Genomic DNA, 20,114 nt, shown 5'->3' on the forward strand with positions numbered 1-20,114 from the left:
ACTCCTACAATGGATTTTACACAAAATGAACGCTTAGCACAAATCACAGAAAAAACACTTATTATCGGTATCGATGTGGCTAAAAAGAAACATGTAGCTCGTGCCATTGACGACCGCGGTCGTGATTTAGCGAAACGTTTGGTGTTTGAGAATACCTTTACAGGATTTAAACAATTGCTTAAATGGGCTCAGAACCTTGCTGATGAAACGAATAAATCCAACTTTATTTTTGGAATGGAGCCAACAGGCCATTATTGGCTGAATCTAGCTTATTATTTAAGGGCTCAGGAGCTACATGCCGTCGTCGTTAATCCCATGAAGGTGAAACGCACGAAGGAATTGGATGATGATTCACCAACCAAAAATGATACAAAAGATGCGAAAGTTATCGCTCAGGTAATGAGAGCTGGTCGATATCATGAACCAATCTTACTTGAAGGCATCTATGCTGAACTGCGGGAAGGCATGAAGCTTCATGACATGATGCAGGAGGATTTGTCCTCTATCAAAGCACAAATGCATAATGCGTTAGACCGCTATTTTCCAGAGTTTCTAACCGTATTTAAAGATTGGACCGGAAAAGCTGCTCTTCACTTTCTCAAAGAGGGCTATCTTCCAGAGGACATCCAATCAAGTTCGGAAGAGGAACTGATGGGTGAAGTAAAACAGGCAACTAAGCGTGGCGTTGGAATCAAGCGCATCCAAGAGCTTAAACACGCAGCTGAAACAAGTGTAGGGCTAACAGTTGGTTTGACGATGGCACGTCAGGAGATTCGTTATTTAATCGATCAATATCAAGCTATACAGGAGCGCATCCAGGCTCACGAAGCACGACTCGAAGAACTTGTTCTTCAGGTTCCTGGAGCCAGTCAAATGATAGCGATCAAGGGCGTTAGTACGATTACAGTCGCTGGTCTTTTCGCGGAAGTCGGGGATTTATCCAACTATCGAGATCCACGCCAAATTATTAAGTTAGCGGGACTCAACCTTCAGATGAACCAATCCGGATATTTCAAAGGACAGACGACGATCACGAAGCGTGGCCGCCGTCGGTTAAGATCCCTGTTATACCAAGTTGCGCGCCCTTTATCGATTCATAATGAAGGATTTAAAGAACTGCATCATTATTATAAAAACCGAGCAAACAATCCACTTACAGGGAAGCAATCCTACGTGGCTCTTAGTCGGAAGTTGATCAAGATATTTTTTGTGATAGGTACACGCAATTGCTCATTTGATGAAACACGTATGTTGAGGGACATCCCTCAATTGAAACCTTTACAGGAAGTCGCTTAATAAACACACAGAAATATAATACGTTGTCAATTACCCAGATTTATGTCTATTACAATCGAAGCACGGATTAGCCGGTCGATATTACCTCCATTAGGGCATAGACCCACTTAAAAAGCATTCCGGCATCCACACATGGTAAGTCGAACGAAGGAATGTACGCGCACAATGACGCCGAGATAATGGAGGGTTCCACCACCATGTTTCAATTGTGGAGATCCAAAGTGCGATATATTTATTTCCTATTTTTGGAAAATAAGGTACCAAGCTTATTAGGCTAAATGGTATACTTCCATATTAATCCAATATTGGCGGTATTTTCCTTGACTTTACCGAATAGCTTCGATATCAGTAAGAGGAAATCGGAGAAAAACAACGATATTTTAAGATAATCGAAATATATTGAGGGAGGACGAAAAGGGTGTTTTTTTATGCAGACAGATAATTTAAGGCTAAATAGTATAAGCCGTAGTTTTGTCATTTGTTTCATAATGCTTTTGTCTTTATTAATCCTCGATGCATATATTTTTCCTGAGAAGTCAGTATTATCAGAAATGCTAATTACAGGATTGGCTTGTATTTTAACAATTTTGTTGATAGTTCCTAGTTGGGTACAAGTATTTAAGTCCATTAAGCAGAGTCACAAAAACAATTAAACAATAGGGCGCAGTTGTCGAAGAAGTGCTGCGCCTGAATTGGGCCATATTGTTGAGTAAGGAAATAAATAAACTGCTAATCAACGAAGCATTTCTTTTGTAATCGTACTAACGTGAAAACAGAATTAAAATTATAGGTGGGAAACATGAGAAAAAGATTTAAACGTCTTATGCTGATAATATTTACGGGTATTATTTCAATTTTTGTGTTGATTCTTTCTGTGAGCTTTATTAATCATAAAATACAGTTATCAAAAGAAGAGGAACTATTTGCTCCGACTGGACAACTTGTAGAAGTAAATGGTCGTCAAATGCACGTTTATACAGAAGGAAATGGAGAAGAAACACTAGTTTTTATGTCTGGTGGTGGCACGAGTTCACCTGTATTAGATTTTGTTGTTATTGAAAAGGCAGGTTATGGATTTAGCGAAGTCACAGATACTGACCGAGACATTGATACAATTCTATCCGAAACAAGAGAAGTTCTTTTAAAGTCAGGAGTTGAAGGTCCTTATATTTTATTTCCTCATTCTATGTCTGGCATTGAAGCCTTAAACTGGGCGCAAGTTTACCCCGATGAAATAAAAGCAATCATTGGATTAGATATGGCTGTTCCAGCTGCGTATGAGAATTTTGATATTAATATGTCGCTTGTTCGGTTAGGTGCTTTTGCTGCAAATACAGGATTAACTAGATGGATTACGAACCTATCTGAAAGTGATGCAATAAAATATGGGACGTTGACAGATGAGGAGCAAGAATTATACAAAGCCATTTTTTATCGAAGAACATCGACTAAAAATATGATCAATGAAATAAAAAATATTAAAGCAAATGCACAAAAAGTCAAAGAAGCTGGAACACCAAATGCACCTATACTTTTGTTTTCATCAAATGGTCAAGAAACAGGCTTTGATGAAAAAAAGTGGATTGAAATCCAAAATAATTTTAATAATAAGAACGATAACGCGAGCCTAATCGAGTTAAATTCGTCTCACTATATTCATAATATTGACTATAGGCAAATAGCAAAGGAATCGGAAGAATTTATTGAAAGCTTAAATCGTTAATAAAGGTGAAAGTCTAATTTCTATGTAGAGCTAATTTTCACCAAACGGGCGCTTTCCTTGAATAATAGACGAGTGTTACTAAGCGAAAGGAACGGGTCTGTTGAATAGTAACGTAATTTGGTCTGAAAGGTGGCTAATGTTTGAAACATAGGGTAGCGATTGTAACCGGAGCGAATTCTGGAATGGGTCTCGCCACCAGCATGGAATTAGTCCATAGAGGTTTTCACGTGATAATGGCATGCAGAAACAGTGAGCGTGGAGAAAAAGCATTGCAGCAAGTCAAACAACAAAGCCAAACGAATGATATAGAAGTAATGAAATGTGATCTGGGGTCATTGGGAAGTATCCGCACCTTCGCTGATCAATTCAAACAGCGTTACCAAACACTTGATGTGCTGATTAACAATGCTGGGGTTGTTAGCTTGAAACGAGAAACCACGTCTGATGGATTTGAGAGTATGATTGGCGTTAATCATCTCGGTCATTTTCTTCTGACTAATCTTCTTCTTAAACAGTTAAAAAATGCTGAACAAGGAAGAATTGTCACGGTTTTCTCGGGTGCCCACAAGGCGGGTAAAATTCACTTTAATGATCCTCATTTAACCAAAAAATTTAACGTAGTAAAAGGTTATAGTCAATCCAAGCTGGCAAACATTTTATTCACCCGTGAGTTGGCAGCCCATCTAACAAACACTACGGTGACAGCAAACTGCCTTCACCCTGGAGCTGTTTCGACAAATCTTGGTGTTAACCGCAAGACCGGATTTGGTAAAGCCATCTATGCTGCATTACGGCCATTTTTTCTTACATCTGCAGAGGGGGCTGACACGACTATTTATTTAACTACAAGTCCGGATGTTGCTAAAATTAGCAGTGAATATTTTTATAAAAGAAAAATTATATCTACATCAGCTAAGGCAAAAGATAAAGCTCTTGCTGAAAAACTGTGGAAGTGGAGCGAGCAAGAGGTCGGCGGATTGGTTTGAAAATCAATCGTGAAATAAATAAGCAGGAGGCATACATATGAAATTGTTTTTTAGAACACTATACTCGATACTTTTATTTGGAGCCGGTGTCTTGCATTTTGTCCATGAGCGAGGTTTCCGTAAGATTGTCCCCAAAACACTGCCCTTACGAAAGACCATTGTGCTAGTTTCAGGTGTTTTTGAAATGCTTTTTTCCGTCTTGCTCTGGATGAAAAAAGGGCAACATATTACAGGAAAACTTTTAGCATTTTTTATGATCGCTGTTTTTCCAGCAAATGTGTACATGGCTGTGAATAGAATATCATTCCGGCCGGGAAAACAAGCGAATCCTTGGATTCTATGGTTGCGTTTACCCCTGCAACTTCCACTGATTTTCGGGGCGTTAACGTTGGGAAGAAAAGAGAACGATTAGAGTATTCCAGAAACGGGCGCTATTCTTAAATAAGGATCAGCGTCAGTGTCTTATATGAAGGGTCACTTTGCGGAATAGCATATGCTAAGATTGAATCATGATATTGCTTAACGGGAGAGGCTTTATTTTGCAAAAATGCGAAAACTGTAATGCAGCATTCAGTTGGAGTGAAATTTATAAATCGCTTTGGGCGGGTTATAAACCTATTAAATGTAACGAATGTGGTACAGGGCATAAAATAACAATTTCGGGTAGAATAATTTTTGTTTCTTTGACGACCTTATCAATGGTGATCTTTGGTCTTTTTCTTTCGCCATTTAGGAGCATTTTAGTAACAATTGGAATAGCACTTTTTATTTTAATCATTGGCTCTTTGTTGACCCCATTTTTTGTTACATATAAAAAATTTTCATGAAGAAAGTATTTAAGTTATCGGATACACAAGATTCCTTGAAGTTGGCATATTAAGCAATCGGGCGCGCTAACCTAATAAGAATTGCGCCAATATCGCATATGAGGGTCAGAAGGAGTTGATATCCTTGGTCATTTTGGCAGAAGTATTACGTACAATTTCTTACGTAATACTTATTATTAGTGCTGGTTTCTTTTTACGACATTTGGAAAAGATTAAAAAGCAAAGAAAACTTTTAACCTTTGAATTTATAATGTACATAATCATACAGGTTGCATTTGTCCTCTTTGCAATCAGTTTATTGATTTCGATATTTGTTAATTGATTTCAAGACAGCTCTTATTTCAGTAATCGAGCGCAAGAACTGAATAATACTTGTGCTACTTTTGCTTGCAAGGGGGAGATTACGCTGTGCAAAAAAGGTTTATAATACTTGCCTATTTGTTATTCTTTGTACCTCTTATATTCATTGTAAATTTTATGTTTGATATTATTACGCTTGAAAAGATACAAGGATTGCCTGTATTTCTTCCTATAGTTTTTTGTTCTTTTGGTCTATTCTTTGCATCAAAAGCGTATCAAATTCAAAAGAGTACTTTGACGATTAGTGCTGTAATTGCAAATTTAGTCTTATTCTTATTTCCGTTTATTTATATGATTGGCGGAACAGCAGTATTTGGTGTGTAGTATTCAATTATAGGGCGCAGTAATCGAACAAGAGTACAGTACGTCTGGCTGAATTAGAAGTGTATGAATTAGGGAGATGAATAAGTTGGAAATATTTATTTGGATGATAGTAATTGTGGTATTAGTCAGTTTAATTATGGGCATTTATTCCACTAACAAACATTTTAAAGTAAAAGAGCGTGAGATCAAATTGGAACAGGAAAGATTAGAGTTGGAACGAAAAAGATTAGAATTAGAAGAGAAAAAATTTAAATGATTTCTTCAATCGGGCGCGAGTCTGAAATAAGCCTTATAAGAGCCTGATAATTGGATAACACTTAAGAATTCAAGAGGTGAAGGTGGATGATTGTTTTAGCTGCATTATTGGTTATAGTCCCGTATTTAGTAATTACTAAAACTCAATTTTTTAATAATAAATATTCAAATAACAAATTGTTGACACAACTGGGAATGGCTATATTAATGGCAACCATAACTATAAACACCCTTTTTACAAGTAATGTTGGAATGGCGTTGAAATATACCGTTGTAGGAGTAGGTATAATGTCATTTATTGGTATTATAATTGAAATATTGATTTCAAAAAAACAACAAACTACATCATAATGTAACTAACTGCTTTATTCATTAATCGGGCGCGTTAACCAAATAAATGTTTGCCGTAATCGGGGCAGATTGTTTAAGATGAAATTTTAAAAGGGAGTGATTAGATTGGATATTATTCATAGCGAAAGTCCCTCATATAGTGCTTATCTTTTAATGATAGTGTTATCCTTGATTACTTTTAGAAAAGTTCAATGGGTGGAAACGAGAAAAGGTACTTTGAAAAAAGAAATACAACATTATAGAAATTACAAAGATGGTGTGTAAGTATTCTTCAAACGGGCGCTTTTCTTTAATAAGGATGAGCGTCTATATCGCATATAAGGTCGAGGATATAGAGTAAGGAAACTAATTTGTTAAATTAAGGGTAATAGATAATGGCAAACTTCTCGAGAATAAAATGTTCTCACGATTCCTATACGATGGAAGCGGACCATAGCGCTGATCCTCTGTGGTGTTCAAAGTGTGGCTGTAACCTTGATATTGATGATTTTCCTCTTTCTGATAAATTGAAATCTGAGTTAATAAATTGGGTCACCGAGTATGGGAAAATTTTAGAACAGACCGATTATGGCGAAAAAGTAAAACGTGATACGGCAATATTAGTTAAATCTCATGATGAAAAAGGATTGAGTTTGTATCAAAAGTTAAAATTCGAGCTCGGAGATGGATATGAGGTAAATTATGTACATACATCACTTTGAACTCATCAATATGGGGAGTTTTATTTGTTGATCTTAAACATAATAATAGGTGTTTTGGCCATTTCACGGTGGATTGCTGGTAGGATTCAGTATTAAAGTTACTACTGGTCCGATTCTACAACAATCAGGCGCTTATCCTTAATAAGGAAAGCGCCAACTTGCATTTAACAGAATTTCTTGAATTAATGAGCAGGTTAAACCGCTGTCCGGAATCGCACATATATGAGATGACAATCATATCCAGGCGATCCCTCTTACAACAATACTTCTAATAGACAGATTGACATCATCATTTTACAATAGAAATAAGTTTCATAAGCAATATGATTAAATGTACACGGTTTGTTTGGCATAGCGCAATATAAAAATTGACATCAAACTGCATGATGAGGGATAAATCATGAACGATTTGGAGCAAAATTTGCAAATTGCATTAAAGGAAATCAACCGGCTAAAAGATGAAAATCAAAAATTAAAAGATTTGCTGGCAAAGCATCACATTCCCGTTTCTAACAATCAAGCTAAACATGGCCAACGCATTGCGAGAACTAAAATTTTACAGAAACGCATCGCTATTTTTAGAAGTCTGTTTAAAGGGCGGACAGATGTATATGCGGCTCATTGGAGATCTAATGGGGAATCCAACTATGCGCCTTCTCGTAAATATGAACCCAATAAGAAATATAAAGAACGTGAATTATTGCCGCTAACGGACAATGTCATTGAGAATCACTTGCGTGGCAATAAAACTATTGGCATCTATCCTCTGTTAAAAGATGAAACGTGCTGGTTTTTGGCAGTTGACTTTGATAAAAAGGACTGGCAAAAGGACGCGCTCACATTCATGGGTGTTTGTAACGATGTAGGTGTACCTGCAAGCATGGAAATTTCCAGATCCGGAAATGGTGGCCATGTCTGGATTTTTTTCAGTGATAAAATGCCAGCGAAAACTGCTCGTAAATTAGGGAGTCTTCTTATGGACAAGACTCTGGAAAAGCGGTACGAGACAGGTGTTGATTCGTTTGACCGGTTTTTTCCCAATCAGGATACAATGCCAAAAGGTGGATTTGGAAACCTGATTGCACTACCTTTACAGCAACTTCCCCGAAAGAATGGCTATAGTGTATTTGTTAATGAAAAATTTGAACCATATACTGATCAATGGGCGTATCTGTCGTCTGTAAAAAAAATCAGCAAAGAAACTGTGGAATCAATTCTGGGAAAGTATAACCATTCCAACAGTTACACCGTAAAAAGTAAACAGGCATCGTATGATGCGAAGATCCCCTCTGAAATAACCATCATAAGAAAAAACGGCATACATATTCCCAAAAATAAGCTGCCTTCAAATATATTGAACGAGTTAATCAAGCTTGCGGTCATCAATAATCCTGAATTTTTTAAAGCTCAATCCAAAAGGCTGTCTACGCATAGGATTCCCAGAAAAATTGACTGTAGTTATGAGACGGAGGATTCTGTGGTTATCCCGCGTGGCTGTCTGGCAGATATAAAAGCCATTTTAGTCAGGAACGAAATCAACTTCTATATCGATGATCAAACCATCAAAGGCAACAGTATCAATATCCATTTTCATGGGAGTCTTCTGCCAAAACAAAATGAAGCGACCTACGCTATGAAAGTAAATAGTTGTGGTGTCCTATCAGCAGCAACTGGTTTTGGTAAAACTGTTGTGGCGGCAGCGCTGATTGCGGAGAGAAATATCAACACGTTAATCATCGTGCACACTAAGCAGCTGCTTACTCAGTGGAAAGAAAGTTTGCAGGCTTTTTTTAATTTGGATGGAAACCAGGTAGGTCAAATCGGTGGGGGTAAAAAGAAACCAACAGGTAAAGTGGATATTGCTATGGTTCAGACGTTAAGCAGATCAGAAGATGTGCGCGAAAAAGTCAAAGGCTATGGACAGGTAATTGTCGATGAATGCCACCACATTTCAGCGGTAAGCTTTGAAAAAGTATTAAGGGCAGTAGAAGCTTCCTGCGTTCACGGACTAACTGCAACACCAACTAGAAAAGACGGGCTGCATAAAATAGTTGCTATGCAATGCGGGGAAATCTGTTATAAGGTTTCCGCCAAAAGTCAGTCAAAACTCCATCCGTTTGACCATGTGCTTATTCCTCGGTTAACAAGTTTCAAGAATAATGGTGACAACATCCAGAAGGTTTATGCAAACTTGGCTATTAATGAACAACGGAACAAAATGATATTCAATGATGTATTAAAAGAACTTGAGAATAATGCGTATCCAATTATTTTGACAGAGCGGATTGAACATGTACATGAATTGGAGAAGGCTTTTAAAGGATTTGCTAAGAATATAATCGTATTAACAGGTAAACTGAGTAAGCAGGAAGAGAAAGACCGTTTAAAGTTTATGAAAAGCCTTTCAGATAATGAAGAGCGGCTTGTTATTGCCACCGGTAAATATATCGGAGAAGGATTTGACAATGCTCGATTGGACACCCTATTCCTTGCTATGCCAATTGCCTGGAAAGGAACACTCCAACAATATGTCGGCAGATTGCATCGCGTTCATACGGATAAGAATGTTGTAAAAGTTTATGATTATGTTGATTATCAGGTTCCTGAGTTGAAGACCATGTACGAAAAGCGCATGCAGGGATATAAGTCGATGGGGTACCACGTTCAAGGCAGCGGTGAAGAAAATAGTAGTGGGCAGCAGATGAAGTTATTTTGATAGACAAAATTATGGTCTGAACGAATAGTTAAAATACATGAATGAACTTCATATTCATACCCTATATATATATTACTATTATATGGATTTGCACCTGCCGAACACCGCAACAAAAACGTTATTCGACAAATTTCGGGGCGTCACTGTGACCGTAATAACCGTAACAAATCCACTTGTTATTTCGAATGATTTAATGGTGAACTTTATATACTTAGCCTATAAAATGACAATAGCAGAAATTGACATAGATAAATTGGTTGTTTGGCGGTTTGAACCGCGAATACAAATTATATGAACACGAGTGGGGGATTATCGTGACAACTGAGATGGAACTGATTAATAAAACGTATTATCAAACTCTGGTAGATGATTATAAAAAAAAGCACCCAATTAACGTTTTGGGTGAAATGCATTTGGAAGAGATGAAGAAGGAGCGGCCGGATTTATCCGCTATTCGCTACGCACAAGGAGAAGTTTATTTCCTGAATAAGGATTATGAAGCGGCTATTTATAAATGGGGGCATCCTATAGAGGATAATTTGTTTCCATGGGCACAAAAAAATATAGCAGATTCTTATTTTGAAATGGGTTTATTTGCGGAAGCGGAAGAATTCTATAAAGAAGTTGAGACCCAATCGGTTAGTTTAAATGCAGAAGTCCTTCTGCAGCTGTTTTCTTTGTACATTCAGCAAAACAGACTGGAAAATGCAACGGATGCCATTAAAGAAGCGGTTAAATTAGATCCCGATTATTCTGATGTGACAGAGGTCGCCCAATCTTTCTTTGAGAACTACGAGGATTGGGATAACGCGATTGATCTTGCAGTAAATGAGGCAATTCGAACGAAGTCACTGTCATGGTTTGAAGTTTTAGAAGGATATGCAGAACAGGGACTTACAATCAGTTACGATCCAATTTATTTTAAGGAAACGTTAGTTACCTTATTGCACATGGATAAATTACGCTTTGAGAGCCTTACAGAACAATTGTGGAAGAAGTATAAACAAAATGACTATTTTATAAAATGGCTGGAAGAATTTAACCAGCTTCTTTTAACAAATCATGTGGAAGAATCCTATACGTGGAAGAAGCTTCCGGATTTATTTAAAGAATCTTACTTTGAATTGATTAGTGGAAGATTTCTAATCAGGGACATAGCACCGCTAATCCCAAACCATTTAACGAATTGGCTGGAAGTATCATCTGTTTCAGATACCTTAATTTCTTCAACAGCCATACTTGCTTGGGATACGATTTTTCAATCCGATTTAAATGAAAACCTGGTTCGTGAAGCACAATACCATTTCGAACAATCAAATGCCACCTCATACGGCAGACAAGAAGGGAAGAAGCTATTTGAGTCGATTAAGAGGTGGGCGGAGCAAGAAGGCCTGATAGATGACTTAACTGAATTTATGGAACCAGTGCTGGAAGAGTACAATATCGATGTGGCAAGTCCATCTAAAATCCAAAGTGTTATTAAAACCTCAATCGAGTTTTTAGTAGAAAAACGGGCAGAGGTGGAAAATGGCATTATGGATAGAATTAATTGGAACGAAGAAGTCATTGCGGGTATAGAAGATATAGATCATCAGTTAAAGGAAATGGAAAAAGCAGAAACAGATGTCGTGAAAGATTCTTTCAGTCAAATAAAAAATGATTTTTTTGAAGGTATCATGAGTAAGTTGTCTGAGGAGCTTCAAAGTTGTTCCGAAATGGTTCATGAAGACAGCGATTTTGGCAAACTCCATATTGAAATTAATGATGAAATGAATCGTCGAATTGCAGGATATATGGAATATACGGCACAACATGACTTTAAAAATGCCGTTAACGAGTGGCTGGAGAGTTGTAATAAAGGGTTACACGACAGCCAAATTAAAATGAATGAAATGACCGAAAGCTTTAATCAGCAATATGGGGAAGAGAAGATTGTATTAGACGGTGATTCTAAGATATTAGATGATTGGCTGAGGGATTTGGAACGAATATCAAGGGGCATGATGCACATGGAAAACGTTAATATCATGATGCGCAATAATCCTGCCCAGTTGTTGCTAAAAGGGACGGGGAAACTCTTGGGATCGGTACCTACAAATAAAGAAAGACTCCATTATAGATATAAAGATTATATTGAAAATGAAGACTATCGTCCAATTATCCAGGAATTAATAAATCCGTTTCAACAACAATTAGAATTATTTGAACGATCATTAGAGTGGGATGTAAGTAAGTTTTTTTCAACCCCGTTTGAAGAGTTGAATCAGGTGAGCGAAGAACTGCAAGGTACGATTGAAAAACATCAGGACTCCCTGAATACCATGCGTGAAAAACCGGAAATCTACCGTGATCCTCTCACTTTATTCGAATTGCAGCTTCATCAATATGAGCTAATGAATGCATTAAGTTAAAAATGAAAAGAACGAATGCAGTAACCGGAAGGATCAGCCCCCTCCTGTGCCAGCTCAGGGGGGCTGACCCTTTCACATGATCAGTTCTCTTGCAGCATTATGAGCGGCTTTTAAGAAAGGGTTATACCTCTTTTGATTCCTTGTTAGCGGTGAGATGTTTATTTCGAGATCTGGGTATTTGAGACATGTCTGTTTAAAGGTGAAAACTAATTCTTTCTGTATTTCTTTTAGGTGAGTGTGTTTGAATGTGGAAGTCTGTGACAGGATATCATCAATATAGTCCAGGTCACTGTAAATCAGGACACTTGAATAATTATCTTTGACATTATGACGGAATTTTTGAAGCGCTCCAATGATCGCAGTTATCTCAGCAAATACGGACATGGCAAAATCACCGGTTCCGGATATTAATTGATATTTTTTAGAGACGCTGCCATTATAGACGTAGCAAAAGCCGGCCGCCATTTTGTTGTTTTTATTTATCGATGCGTCACAATAAATCGTTAGGACTTCCTGGCTGAGATATTGATCATAAATCCAGTCCTTATGTTCTTGCTCTACTATTTCTTTTGACTTCCCCCAAAAATCAGGCAAGGCTGATACAGACTTTGTATAGTTTTTTTGTCTCATAACTTTTTCTCCTGTACGATAAATTGAAAAGAGCAAACAGGGGTGAACAGAGGCAGGCATGTTCACCGCTTATTGGTTATGTCGCTTCTCTTCTTTAACCTGTTCAAGCCATTCATCAATCTGTTCTTTTGTCCATCCGGATTTGTCACCAATCATGACAGTTGGATCCGGCAGTTTATCCCTGCCTTTGTAAACGGATAATTGTCTTGTGTTGTATGTTATTCCCTGTTCTCTGGCAATATCAGCGAATTCTTTGAGTCCGTAGTATTGAATTGGTTTTTTTGAAGTCATGTTAGCCACCTCGTTACATTAACTTTTTTGTTTCTCTGCCAGCGTATTTGATACACAATCACAAGTGTCGACAGACTGATGATCATTGAGGTAATGGAAATAATAATGGTCGCCGTGAGCATCGGATTAACCTCCTTGACAAAATTGGTATGATAAGGGTATGATAAGTTTATAATAGTGGGTGAGGCAAGGGGGTTAACCCCTTAACCTCGTTGTTAGTTTTTTGAATCCTTCTCCGGTTGGTGCGGAGTTGGATTCTTTTCGGCGGCATAGCCCCCGATACGTTGTTACGATTTCCGTAACAAAACCAACGAATGCCGTAACAAGACCTATGGTAGCCGTTAGAAGCATAATCTCATCCACTATTTTCACCCCCTTTCTCAAAGAGGGCAGGGCATTTATCATACCCTTACGGTAAAGATATACCATACCGTTGAATAAGTCAACAGAAATGTCGGAAAATTATCACGGAAAAATTAATTTCGGCTGAAAGATGAGGCGTTTCTTGAGAAGACCGGGAAATCCACGTTAAGCAAGCACAGTAAACCATTCAATGATCAACATGCATTATCAGCGACTGCTCCAGCATTATGGGCAGTCGTAATTTAGTACTCCGGCATGGGAATAAGTGCCACAGCAGCCCCTCTACGGTAGAATTCAGCAAGTTTATAGTACAAAAAAATTAGCTGACAGAATTTTTCTTTGCAAATAAAATAGCTTAAATTTGTGACAGATTTCGCAGCGTTATGTATAATTGAATACAGCGAATAACTTAATAGTTTTGGGTACAGGTGATTTCAAACGCTGAAATCTTAAAAGGGAAGCTGGTGAAAGCCCAGCGCGGTCCCGCCACTGTAATTGCGAGCTAGCTGCTATGACCACTGTACACGTGAATGTATGGGAAGGGTAGATGCAGTATGTGATGACCATGAGCCAGGAGACCTGCCTGCTGCCTATTGTGCATCAATGCCTGCGAGGAATAGGATGGTGTAAAAGGACAGGTTTATAATGACTGCTCTTTTACATAATCATCTTCATTTCCGTGAAGATGTTTTTTTTATTTTAAACGACTTGTATTGGGGGGGTATCGAAATGAAAAAAGTTTTATCTTTCATTCTATTATTAATGCTTACACTGGGTCTTTTAGCTGGCTGTGGTTCTGATGGCTCTGGCTCGGAAAATGGTAACGAGAATCCAGATGAGAATACGGAACAACAAGCGTCGGAGGAAGCAGCTTTTCCATTAACGGTAACAGATGCGCTTGATTATGATATAACAATTGATGAGAAACCGGAGCGCATCGTCTCATTAATCCCGAGTAATACGGAAATTGCGTTTGCACTAGGGTTAGGTGAGGAAATCGTTGGTGTTTCTGACAATGACAATTACCCGGAAGAAGTTGAGGAAAAAGAAAGAGTCGGCGGTATGGAGCTGAATGTGGAAGCAATTATTGGTTTGGAACCCGACCTTGTGCTTGCGCATGCTTCCGGTGCACATAACTCCGAAGCAGCATTAAAGCAGATTCGGGATGCTGGCATCAATGTGTTTGTGGTGCATGATGCACAGGATATTGAAAGTGTTTATGAATCGATTGAACAAATTGCTCAGGTCACAGGTACACAGGAAAAGGCAGAAGAAATTGTCAGTAATATGAAAGACGAATTTGCAGCATTAAGTGAAAAGACCGAGGCAATTAGTGATGATGAGCGCCAATCTGTCTTTTTTGAAGTAGCACCTGCACCGGAAATATATACGGCGGGGAAAAATACATTTTTTCAGGATCTCCTAGGAATCGTCAATGCAGATAATGCGGCACAAGAACAAGATGGCTGGGTTCAAATCGATCCTGAAGCCATTGTGGAACTGAACCCGGATGTCATCATTACAACGTATGGCCATTATGTAGACAATCCAGTCGAACAAGTCACTAATCGCGATGGCTGGGGAGATATGACGGCGGTGGCAAATGAGCAAGTTTACGATGTGCATTCCGATCTTGTCAGTCGTCCAGGTCCTCGTTTAGTGGAAGGAGCGAAGGAGATCGCTGAAGTTGTTTACCCGGAACTTTTTGAAGAATAATCATCTGGCTGCATATTTGCTGGCATTTGCCTTTTTGCTTGTATCGATGCTTGCTGCCATATCCGTCGGCAGTGTATCAGTTCCTGTTTCAGATATCGTCAAAATTATTGGTGCACAGTTTTTTCGCTTACCGATAGCTGATCAGGTTGATTCGACATATGTGAATATCGTGTCACAAATCCGTTTACCGAGAGTGCTGCTTGCCGGTTTTGTCGGAGCCTCTCTTGCAATTGCGGGAGCGGCATTCCAGGGACTTTTGCGAAATCCATTGGCAGATCCATATATTTTAGGTGTCTCTTCCGGAGCATCTGTCGGGGCAGTGGCGACATTGTTTTTTAACATTTCGATTCCATTTCTTGGACTTTATACCCTGCCGCTCATAAGTATAACAGCTGCTTTATTGACTATTTTGCTTGTGCTGTTTTTTGCCAGAAGAGTTGACCGGACGATGCGGGTCGAGACAATTATTTTAACGGGTATTATTTTCAGTTCCTTTTTGGGAGCCTTTATATCCTTGATTATTGCACTCACGAGTGATCAGCTGCAGCAAATTATGGGCTGGCTGCTTGGCAGTGTATCGATGCGGGGATGGAATTATATCGGGATTATTGTACCGTTTTTCATTCTGGGATCATTGCTGCTTTTAATGAATACAAGTGAGTTAAATGCGATGTCGTTTGGGGAAGAACGGGCACAGCACCTTGGTGTTGATGTCGAAAAGCGGAAGTTGATGGTTCTTGTCGCCGGGTCAATTCTGACTGGTGCAGCAGTAGCGGTTTCCGGGGCAATTGGCTTTGTCGGACTGGTAATACCTCATTTAACAAGGCGTTTATGGGGGCCGGACCATGTTCACCTCCTCCCATTGTCCATTTTAACCGGCGCCGGCTTTTTAATGCTGACAGACCTTGTATCGCGAACCATTATTTCACCACAGATTCTGCCGATTGGCGTGATCACGGCGTTAATCGGTGCACCGGTATTCGCACTTATTTTAATGAAACAACGAAAGGGTATTTGAGTTAGCGAGTTTTGCATCGAGTAGCACGACGATGCAAAAACTCGCGCGACATCAGCAAAAACTCGCGCGACATCAGCAAAAACTCGCGCGACATCAGCAAAAACTCGCGCGACATCAGCAAAAACTCGCGCGACATCAGCAAAAACTCGCGCGACATCAGCAAAAACTCGCGCGACATCAGCAAAAAAGTCGAACACCAAAGAGGGGGTGAGTGTCATGCTGAGCCTGGATCATGTGTCAGGAGGTTATGACGGAGAACCGGTCATTCGAGATATCAGTTTTTCCGTTTCGTCAGGCGAGTTTTTTGGTATTTTGGGACCAAATGGAAGCGGCAAAACAACTATGCTGAAAATGATTAGCGGCTTAATTCCCTGCACTTCCGGGTCGATTAAGTTGAACAACCAAAATATAAGCTTTTTTTCACGTAAAGCATTAGCGAAAAAAATGGCTGTCCTTCCACAGCTGACGGCACATGCGTTTTCATATACGGTCAGGGAGACGGTGGCACTTGGGAGATATGCCCATCACAAGGGGCCCTTTTCAGAACTTGACATGAGGACGAGCGTACTTCATACTGTCATGGGACAGAACGAATATTACGGCATTTCAGCATCAGACTGTTCAGGAATTGTCAGGCGGGGAGCAGCAGCGGGTGTTTCTGGCTCAGGCATTAGCCCAGCAGCCCGATTTGCTGCTGCTTGATGAGCCGACCAATCATTTTGGATTTTGGCCTATCAAAGATTTGCTCGACTTACTGAAAAAAGGAGCGGAACAAGAACGGCTTAACCATCGTGTCTATTTTCATGATCTGAATCTTGCAAGTCTATACTGTGACCGCTGTTGCTGCACGATGGACAAAAGCGGGCTATCCATTCACCGGATGGCGTTTTGACAGAGGATTTGATCAAAGAAGTATATCAGACGGAAGTGACCAGACATCCACATCCGACAGTCGCTAAACCGCAAATGCAATTACTGCCTGCTGCGACTGAAACATCAGCAGGGAAGACAATGATCGGTCCATCGATGCTGAACATTAACCGGGAGCATATTACCCTGATTTCACCCAAACCGCTAAAAACATTGTCTTCCGGCGTGTGTGGCGCTGGAATTGGCTGGAATACGCAATTTATCAATCGCCATGTTCCAAATGATTATGACTGCTCTGATCCAAAAAGGGAAATGCAAGGTTATCTTGAAAAAAACGGATTCGACACGTCACGCACAGTGGGCATGATGACCGCGGTCGAGCTGGAAAATGCTGCCTACAGTCTTTGGGATAATGAACAATTCTCCATCTTTACTGTCGTAACTGCCGGAACCGGTAATGCAACAGACAGTTCACGATCGGTCGGAGCGGCTTATTCAATGACTCAGGGAACGATCAATATATGGTTGTTTGTCAATGGACACTTAACAGAAGAAGCATTCATCCAGGCAATCATGACGGCCACAGAGGCAAAAGCACAAGCATTAAGGGAGCTGAACATCAGGGATAAGCGGACGGATACAATTGCAACCGGTACCTCAACAGATAGTGTTGTAGTGGCTGCCACGCAATTGGGTGAAACATTGCCGTATGCAGGCACAGCAACACCGCTTGGTCAACTGATCGGACAAAGTGTTTATACCGAAATTATAAAAACCGTCCAGCGTTATCCCGCATCTAACGGACAGTAGCGAGGTAATTATGCTCATTTACCATATAGTCAGTATTACATTGGCCCTTTTGATTGACCGGATTATTGGTGATCCGCCTTCATGGCCGCACCCGGTACGCTGGATCGGAGCTCTCATTTCCTGGCTGGACCGTCGCCTGAATAAAGGCATCCAAAGAAAGGCTAAAGGCGTTATGTTGTTAGTTATGGTGATGTTGGCAGTATTCTCTGTGACGTGCCTGCTTGTGTGGGTCGCCTATCAATTTCATACCATCACCGGGATAGCGGCGGAATCAGTAATTATTGCGACAACGATTGCCCAAAACGATTTGAAAAAAGCAGCAATGGACGTATATCAGCCATTAAAAAACGGCGACATACAAACGGCAAGACAAGAAGTTTCGATGATTGTCGGCAGAGATACGCATAACCTGAATGAAAGCGGGATTACCAGAGCAACTGTCGAAACCGTCGCCGAAAATGTCAGTGACGGCATTACCGCACCATTGTTCTGGGCGTTGTTTGGCGGTGCTCCGCTGGCGATGGTTTATCGTGCTGTTAATACGTGTGACGCGATGGTTGGTTACAACAACGAACGCTACTGCCATTTCGGCTGGGCATCAGCCCGGTTTGATGACATCATTAACTGGCTCCCAAGCCGCATCACGGGTGTTTGTATGATTGCTGTCTGCCCGTCGCCTTTTATGACGAAAAGCCAAACATTTCATGCGTTGAAAATCGAAGCATCGAAGCATCCAAGCCCGAACAGCGGCTGGGGTGAGGCGGCCGTTGCACTTCTTCTGGGTGTACAACTCGGCGGCACGAATTATTACCAGGGCAAAAAGTCGGAACGGGCTATTATGGGCCTGATGCAAAGAAAATTGCAAAAGGGACATATTAAAGCAGCCATCTCAATCATGGTACGCACAAATCGCTTCTTTTTAATACTATTATGGTTAGGGGGAGCTTGTTATGCAATTGCCGGCACATGGCTCTAATCCGGATCATCTGTTCAAAGCTTTAGAGGTGGAACCGCCGGAAATAATGGCAGACTTCAGTGTCAATATTAATCCACTGGGTGCACCACTGCCATCAAACACCACTGGCCAAGCTGGCTGGAGGCTATGAAGATTATCCCGATCCATCAGCTTCGGAATTGAAAAAAAGGACGATTGCCGATCAGGAAGGTGTGGCAGAAACGCAATTACTGCCCGGAAATGGTGCATCTGAACTCATTACGTTAATCGCCCGTTATCTCCACGGAAAAAAGGTGCTGATCATCCATCCGGCTTTTTCGGAATATGAGTCTGTCTGCAGGAACGAGAACTGCACGATTTTTCATCATATTGTTCATCCGCCGCACTGGCAGTTGGCGAAAGCAGCGCTGCTGGAGGAAATGGACGCAGTTGATGCTGTATTCTTTTGTCATCCCAATAATCCGGCAGGTGTCCAATATGACAGGTCGACAATCGATTGGCTGATTGATTCGTGTGAGCAGTCAAAAGACGCTATTAATTCATGACCTTATGATTTTTGCACATTTCAGTTTATTCAAAAAACGCCCCGGTCCCCATTTCTGCTGGTACTGCGTTCTTTGACAAAAATGTACAGTATTGCAGGACTGCGCTTGGATTTTTTGTTCGGAACCGGCCGGAGCTTCTTGACAGGATTCAAAAACACAACCCAGCCCATTGGAGTTCCATGCCCATCGCATTAAAGGCAGGAACGCTCTTGTTTGAATGATCAACAAGCACAGCAAACAGACACGATCGTATATTGAGGCTGAAAGGATGCGGTTATTTTCTTTCTTCAGGGAAAACGGGTTTCTGCATAGCCCGTCAGCGGTTAATTTTTACTTGATCAAAGACCTGCACTGGACGATCAAGCGGGGAATTTATTCATGTATTTATTGCGCAAAGGGCTTGTGTATTTGCGGCACACTATAACTTTCCCCGGGTCTTGAAGGAACGTGGCTTCGTGCAGGCTGTTAGAGGGAAGGAACAAACTATTATGGAGGCGCTATCCGAATGGGAACAGGGGAAAACTGATTTTCGTCACAGGCGGGGTTCGGGCGGAAGAGCTCATATGCGGAGAAGATAAGCTATGGATTTAGGCAGGACCTGGGAAGCAAAATCTGCATTATATTGCCATGTGGTGATCCCTAATTGACGCGGGGATGTCGGCACGATACCGCCACCGGAGAGACCGGGAAAAACGCACCCGTTCAATTGGGAGACATGGGAATGTCCGAAACGTGCAGCGTAATTGCCAAGCATTTTTTCAAAAGCGGATATACTCGTTCTGGATTTGCGTGACAACGCTTGAAACAAATTATTTATTATGATAAATGATGAAGGAATCTGGAATGTTGGTTAATTGTCTATTCGATGAAATAACCAGTCTTCAGGAAGCTTCCTCAGTGTTAGTTGTTGTTTCTAATGAATTGACACCAAGGGCTTCCTGTTGAGGGACAATTAATAAGAAAATT

At 40.4% G+C, this 20,114-nt stretch carries 23 protein-coding genes and 1 riboswitch; of the genes, 18 read left to right on the plus strand and 5 right to left on the minus strand.

The features are described 5' to 3' along the window. The first annotated feature begins 9 nt into the window (after positions 1–9). The 11 genes from Len3610_RS02700 (at position 10) to Len3610_RS02750 (ending at position 11,950) form a co-directional block, all read left to right on the plus strand. Positions 10–1,296 (plus strand): IS110 family RNA-guided transposase, encoded by a 1,287-nt coding sequence (locus Len3610_RS02700; protein WP_176446603.1) that lies wholly within the window; start codon positions 10–12, stop codon positions 1,294–1,296. A 799-nt stretch (positions 1,297–2,095) separates the two neighbouring features. Further along, positions 2,096–3,019, plus strand: a complete 924-nt coding sequence (locus Len3610_RS02705; RefSeq protein WP_255259751.1) for an alpha/beta fold hydrolase — start codon at positions 2,096–2,098, stop codon at positions 3,017–3,019. A 140-nt stretch (positions 3,020–3,159) separates the two neighbouring features. Next, positions 3,160–4,005, plus strand: a complete 846-nt coding sequence (locus tag Len3610_RS02710; protein WP_176446604.1) for an SDR family oxidoreductase — start codon at positions 3,160–3,162, stop codon at positions 4,003–4,005. 37 nt (positions 4,006–4,042) lie between these two features. Beyond that, positions 4,043–4,417, plus strand: a complete 375-nt coding sequence (locus Len3610_RS02715; protein WP_176446605.1) for a DoxX family protein — start codon at positions 4,043–4,045, stop codon at positions 4,415–4,417. Between the two features lie 127 nt (positions 4,418–4,544). Next, complete coding sequence (locus tag Len3610_RS02720; protein WP_176446606.1) at positions 4,545–4,832, plus strand: TIGR04104 family putative zinc finger protein; 288 nt, start codon at positions 4,545–4,547, stop codon at positions 4,830–4,832. A gap of 408 nt (positions 4,833–5,240) precedes the next feature. Further along, complete coding sequence (locus tag Len3610_RS02725; RefSeq protein WP_176446607.1) at positions 5,241–5,516, plus strand: hypothetical protein; 276 nt, start codon at positions 5,241–5,243, stop codon at positions 5,514–5,516. Positions 5,517–5,601: 85 nt separating this feature from the next. Further along, complete coding sequence (locus Len3610_RS02730; protein ID WP_176446608.1) at positions 5,602–5,772, plus strand: hypothetical protein; 171 nt, start codon at positions 5,602–5,604, stop codon at positions 5,770–5,772. 86 nt (positions 5,773–5,858) lie between these two features. Beyond that, positions 5,859–6,122, plus strand: coding sequence for a hypothetical protein (locus Len3610_RS02735; RefSeq protein ID WP_176446609.1), 264 nt, complete (start codon positions 5,859–5,861; stop codon positions 6,120–6,122). Between the two features lie 419 nt (positions 6,123–6,541). Then, positions 6,542–6,823 (plus strand): hypothetical protein, encoded by a 282-nt coding sequence (locus Len3610_RS02740; RefSeq protein ID WP_255259752.1) that lies wholly within the window; start codon positions 6,542–6,544, stop codon positions 6,821–6,823. Positions 6,824–7,223: 400 nt separating this feature from the next. Continuing rightward, the gene (locus tag Len3610_RS02745) at positions 7,224–9,539 is read left to right on the plus strand and encodes a TOTE conflict system archaeo-eukaryotic primase domain-containing protein (protein ID WP_176446611.1); all 2,316 of its coding nucleotides are present in this window, start codon (positions 7,224–7,226) and stop codon (positions 9,537–9,539) included. Between the two features lie 314 nt (positions 9,540–9,853). Next, positions 9,854–11,950 (plus strand): tetratricopeptide repeat protein, encoded by a 2,097-nt coding sequence (locus tag Len3610_RS02750; RefSeq protein ID WP_176446612.1) that lies wholly within the window; start codon positions 9,854–9,856, stop codon positions 11,948–11,950. Between the two features lie 72 nt (positions 11,951–12,022). Here Len3610_RS02750 and Len3610_RS02755 read toward each other — a convergent pair whose 3' ends face one another. The 4 genes from Len3610_RS02755 to Len3610_RS02765 form a co-directional block, all read right to left on the minus strand. Further along, positions 12,023–12,580: an RNase H family protein gene (locus Len3610_RS02755; RefSeq protein WP_176446613.1), complete on the minus strand. Its 558-nt coding sequence runs from the start codon at positions 12,578–12,580 to the stop codon at positions 12,023–12,025. A 69-nt stretch (positions 12,581–12,649) separates the two neighbouring features. After that, positions 12,650–12,871, minus strand: a complete 222-nt coding sequence (locus Len3610_RS02760; protein ID WP_176446614.1) for a hypothetical protein — start codon at positions 12,869–12,871, stop codon at positions 12,650–12,652. After that, on the minus strand, positions 12,868–12,993 hold the full coding sequence (locus Len3610_RS20465; RefSeq protein WP_255259753.1) for a hypothetical protein: 126 nt from the start codon (positions 12,991–12,993) through the stop codon (positions 12,868–12,870). The genes Len3610_RS02760 and Len3610_RS20465 overlap by 4 nt, the downstream gene beginning before the upstream one ends. 73 nt (positions 12,994–13,066) lie before the next feature. After that, positions 13,067–13,234, minus strand: a complete 168-nt coding sequence (locus tag Len3610_RS02765; protein ID WP_176446615.1) for a hypothetical protein — start codon at positions 13,232–13,234, stop codon at positions 13,067–13,069. A gap of 409 nt (positions 13,235–13,643) precedes the next feature. Further along, a riboswitch (cobalamin riboswitch) is annotated at positions 13,644–13,836 on the plus strand. Positions 13,837–13,963: 127 nt separating this feature from the next. Between Len3610_RS02765 and Len3610_RS02770 the strand changes: the two genes are divergently transcribed. Together Len3610_RS02770 and Len3610_RS02775 are read left to right on the plus strand one after the other, a co-directional pair. After that, positions 13,964–14,950, plus strand: a complete 987-nt coding sequence (locus Len3610_RS02770; RefSeq protein WP_176446616.1) for an ABC transporter substrate-binding protein — start codon at positions 13,964–13,966, stop codon at positions 14,948–14,950. Then, positions 14,922–15,968, plus strand: a complete 1,047-nt coding sequence (locus tag Len3610_RS02775) for a FecCD family ABC transporter permease (RefSeq protein WP_176446617.1) — start codon at positions 14,922–14,924, stop codon at positions 15,966–15,968. The genes Len3610_RS02770 and Len3610_RS02775 overlap by 29 nt, the downstream gene beginning before the upstream one ends. Before the next feature lies 1 nt (position 15,969). On the opposite strand, the gene Len3610_RS02780 is transcribed toward Len3610_RS02775, so the two are convergent. Continuing rightward, a complete protein-coding gene (locus Len3610_RS02780; RefSeq protein ID WP_176446618.1) occupies positions 15,970–16,152 on the minus strand; it encodes a hypothetical protein in 183 nt (60 codons plus the stop codon). A gap of 32 nt (positions 16,153–16,184) precedes the next feature. Between Len3610_RS02780 and Len3610_RS21615 the strand changes: the two genes are divergently transcribed. The 5 genes from Len3610_RS21615 to Len3610_RS20480 are packed head-to-tail and all read left to right on the plus strand — an operon-like array spanning position 16,185 to position 19,148. Next, the gene (locus Len3610_RS21615) at positions 16,185–16,670 is read left to right on the plus strand and encodes an ABC transporter ATP-binding protein (RefSeq protein WP_369693634.1); all 486 of its coding nucleotides are present in this window, start codon (positions 16,185–16,187) and stop codon (positions 16,668–16,670) included. Next, the gene (locus tag Len3610_RS21620; protein WP_369693635.1) at positions 16,597–16,860 is read left to right on the plus strand and encodes an ATP-binding cassette domain-containing protein; all 264 of its coding nucleotides are present in this window, start codon (positions 16,597–16,599) and stop codon (positions 16,858–16,860) included. Before Len3610_RS21615 ends, Len3610_RS21620 begins: the two co-directional genes overlap by 74 nt. Beyond that, positions 16,857–17,648, plus strand: a complete 792-nt coding sequence (locus Len3610_RS21625; protein ID WP_217994052.1) for an adenosylcobinamide amidohydrolase — start codon at positions 16,857–16,859, stop codon at positions 17,646–17,648. Before Len3610_RS21620 ends, Len3610_RS21625 begins: the two co-directional genes overlap by 4 nt. A 10-nt stretch (positions 17,649–17,658) precedes the next feature. Next, positions 17,659–18,624, plus strand: a complete 966-nt coding sequence (cbiB, locus tag Len3610_RS02790; RefSeq protein ID WP_176446619.1) for an adenosylcobinamide-phosphate synthase CbiB — start codon at positions 17,659–17,661, stop codon at positions 18,622–18,624. A gap of 59 nt (positions 18,625–18,683) precedes the next feature. After that, on the plus strand, positions 18,684–19,148 hold the full coding sequence (locus Len3610_RS20480; RefSeq protein ID WP_255259754.1) for an aminotransferase class I/II-fold pyridoxal phosphate-dependent enzyme: 465 nt from the start codon (positions 18,684–18,686) through the stop codon (positions 19,146–19,148). The last annotated feature ends 966 nt before the right edge of the window (positions 19,149–20,114 follow it).

The sequence above is a fragment of the Lentibacillus sp. CBA3610 genome, from assembly GCF_013373365.1.
Taxonomy (GTDB): Bacteria; Bacillota; Bacilli; order Bacillales; family Amphibacillaceae; genus Lentibacillus.

What these genes read in the sequence shown, in the direction of transcription:
- Len3610_RS02700 (WP_176446603.1), top strand. Translation starts at nt 10, where the DNA reads ATGGATTTTACACAAAATGAACGCTTAGCACAAATCACAGAAAAAACA.
- Len3610_RS02705 (WP_255259751.1), top strand. Translation starts at nt 2,096, where the DNA reads ATGAGAAAAAGATTTAAACGTCTTATGCTGATAATATTTACGGGTATT.
- Len3610_RS02715 (WP_176446605.1), top strand. Translation starts at nt 4,043, where the DNA reads ATGAAATTGTTTTTTAGAACACTATACTCGATACTTTTATTTGGAGCC.
- Len3610_RS02735 (WP_176446609.1), top strand. Translation starts at nt 5,859, where the DNA reads ATGATTGTTTTAGCTGCATTATTGGTTATAGTCCCGTATTTAGTAATT.
- Len3610_RS02740 (WP_255259752.1), top strand. Translation starts at nt 6,542, where the DNA reads ATGGAAGCGGACCATAGCGCTGATCCTCTGTGGTGTTCAAAGTGTGGC.
- Len3610_RS02745 (WP_176446611.1), top strand. Translation starts at nt 7,224, where the DNA reads ATGAACGATTTGGAGCAAAATTTGCAAATTGCATTAAAGGAAATCAAC.
- Len3610_RS02755 (WP_176446613.1), bottom strand. Translation starts at nt 12,580, where the DNA reads ATGAGACAAAAAAACTATACAAAGTCTGTATCAGCCTTGCCTGATTTT.
- Len3610_RS02760 (WP_176446614.1), bottom strand. Translation starts at nt 12,871, where the DNA reads ATGACTTCAAAAAAACCAATTCAATACTACGGACTCAAAGAATTCGCT.
- Len3610_RS20465 (WP_255259753.1), bottom strand. Translation starts at nt 12,993, where the DNA reads ATGCTCACGGCGACCATTATTATTTCCATTACCTCAATGATCATCAGT.
- Len3610_RS02770 (WP_176446616.1), top strand. Translation starts at nt 13,964, where the DNA reads ATGAAAAAAGTTTTATCTTTCATTCTATTATTAATGCTTACACTGGGT.
- Len3610_RS21615 (WP_369693634.1), top strand. Translation starts at nt 16,185, where the DNA reads ATGCTGAGCCTGGATCATGTGTCAGGAGGTTATGACGGAGAACCGGTC.
- cbiB (WP_176446619.1), top strand. Translation starts at nt 17,659, where the DNA reads ATGCTCATTTACCATATAGTCAGTATTACATTGGCCCTTTTGATTGAC.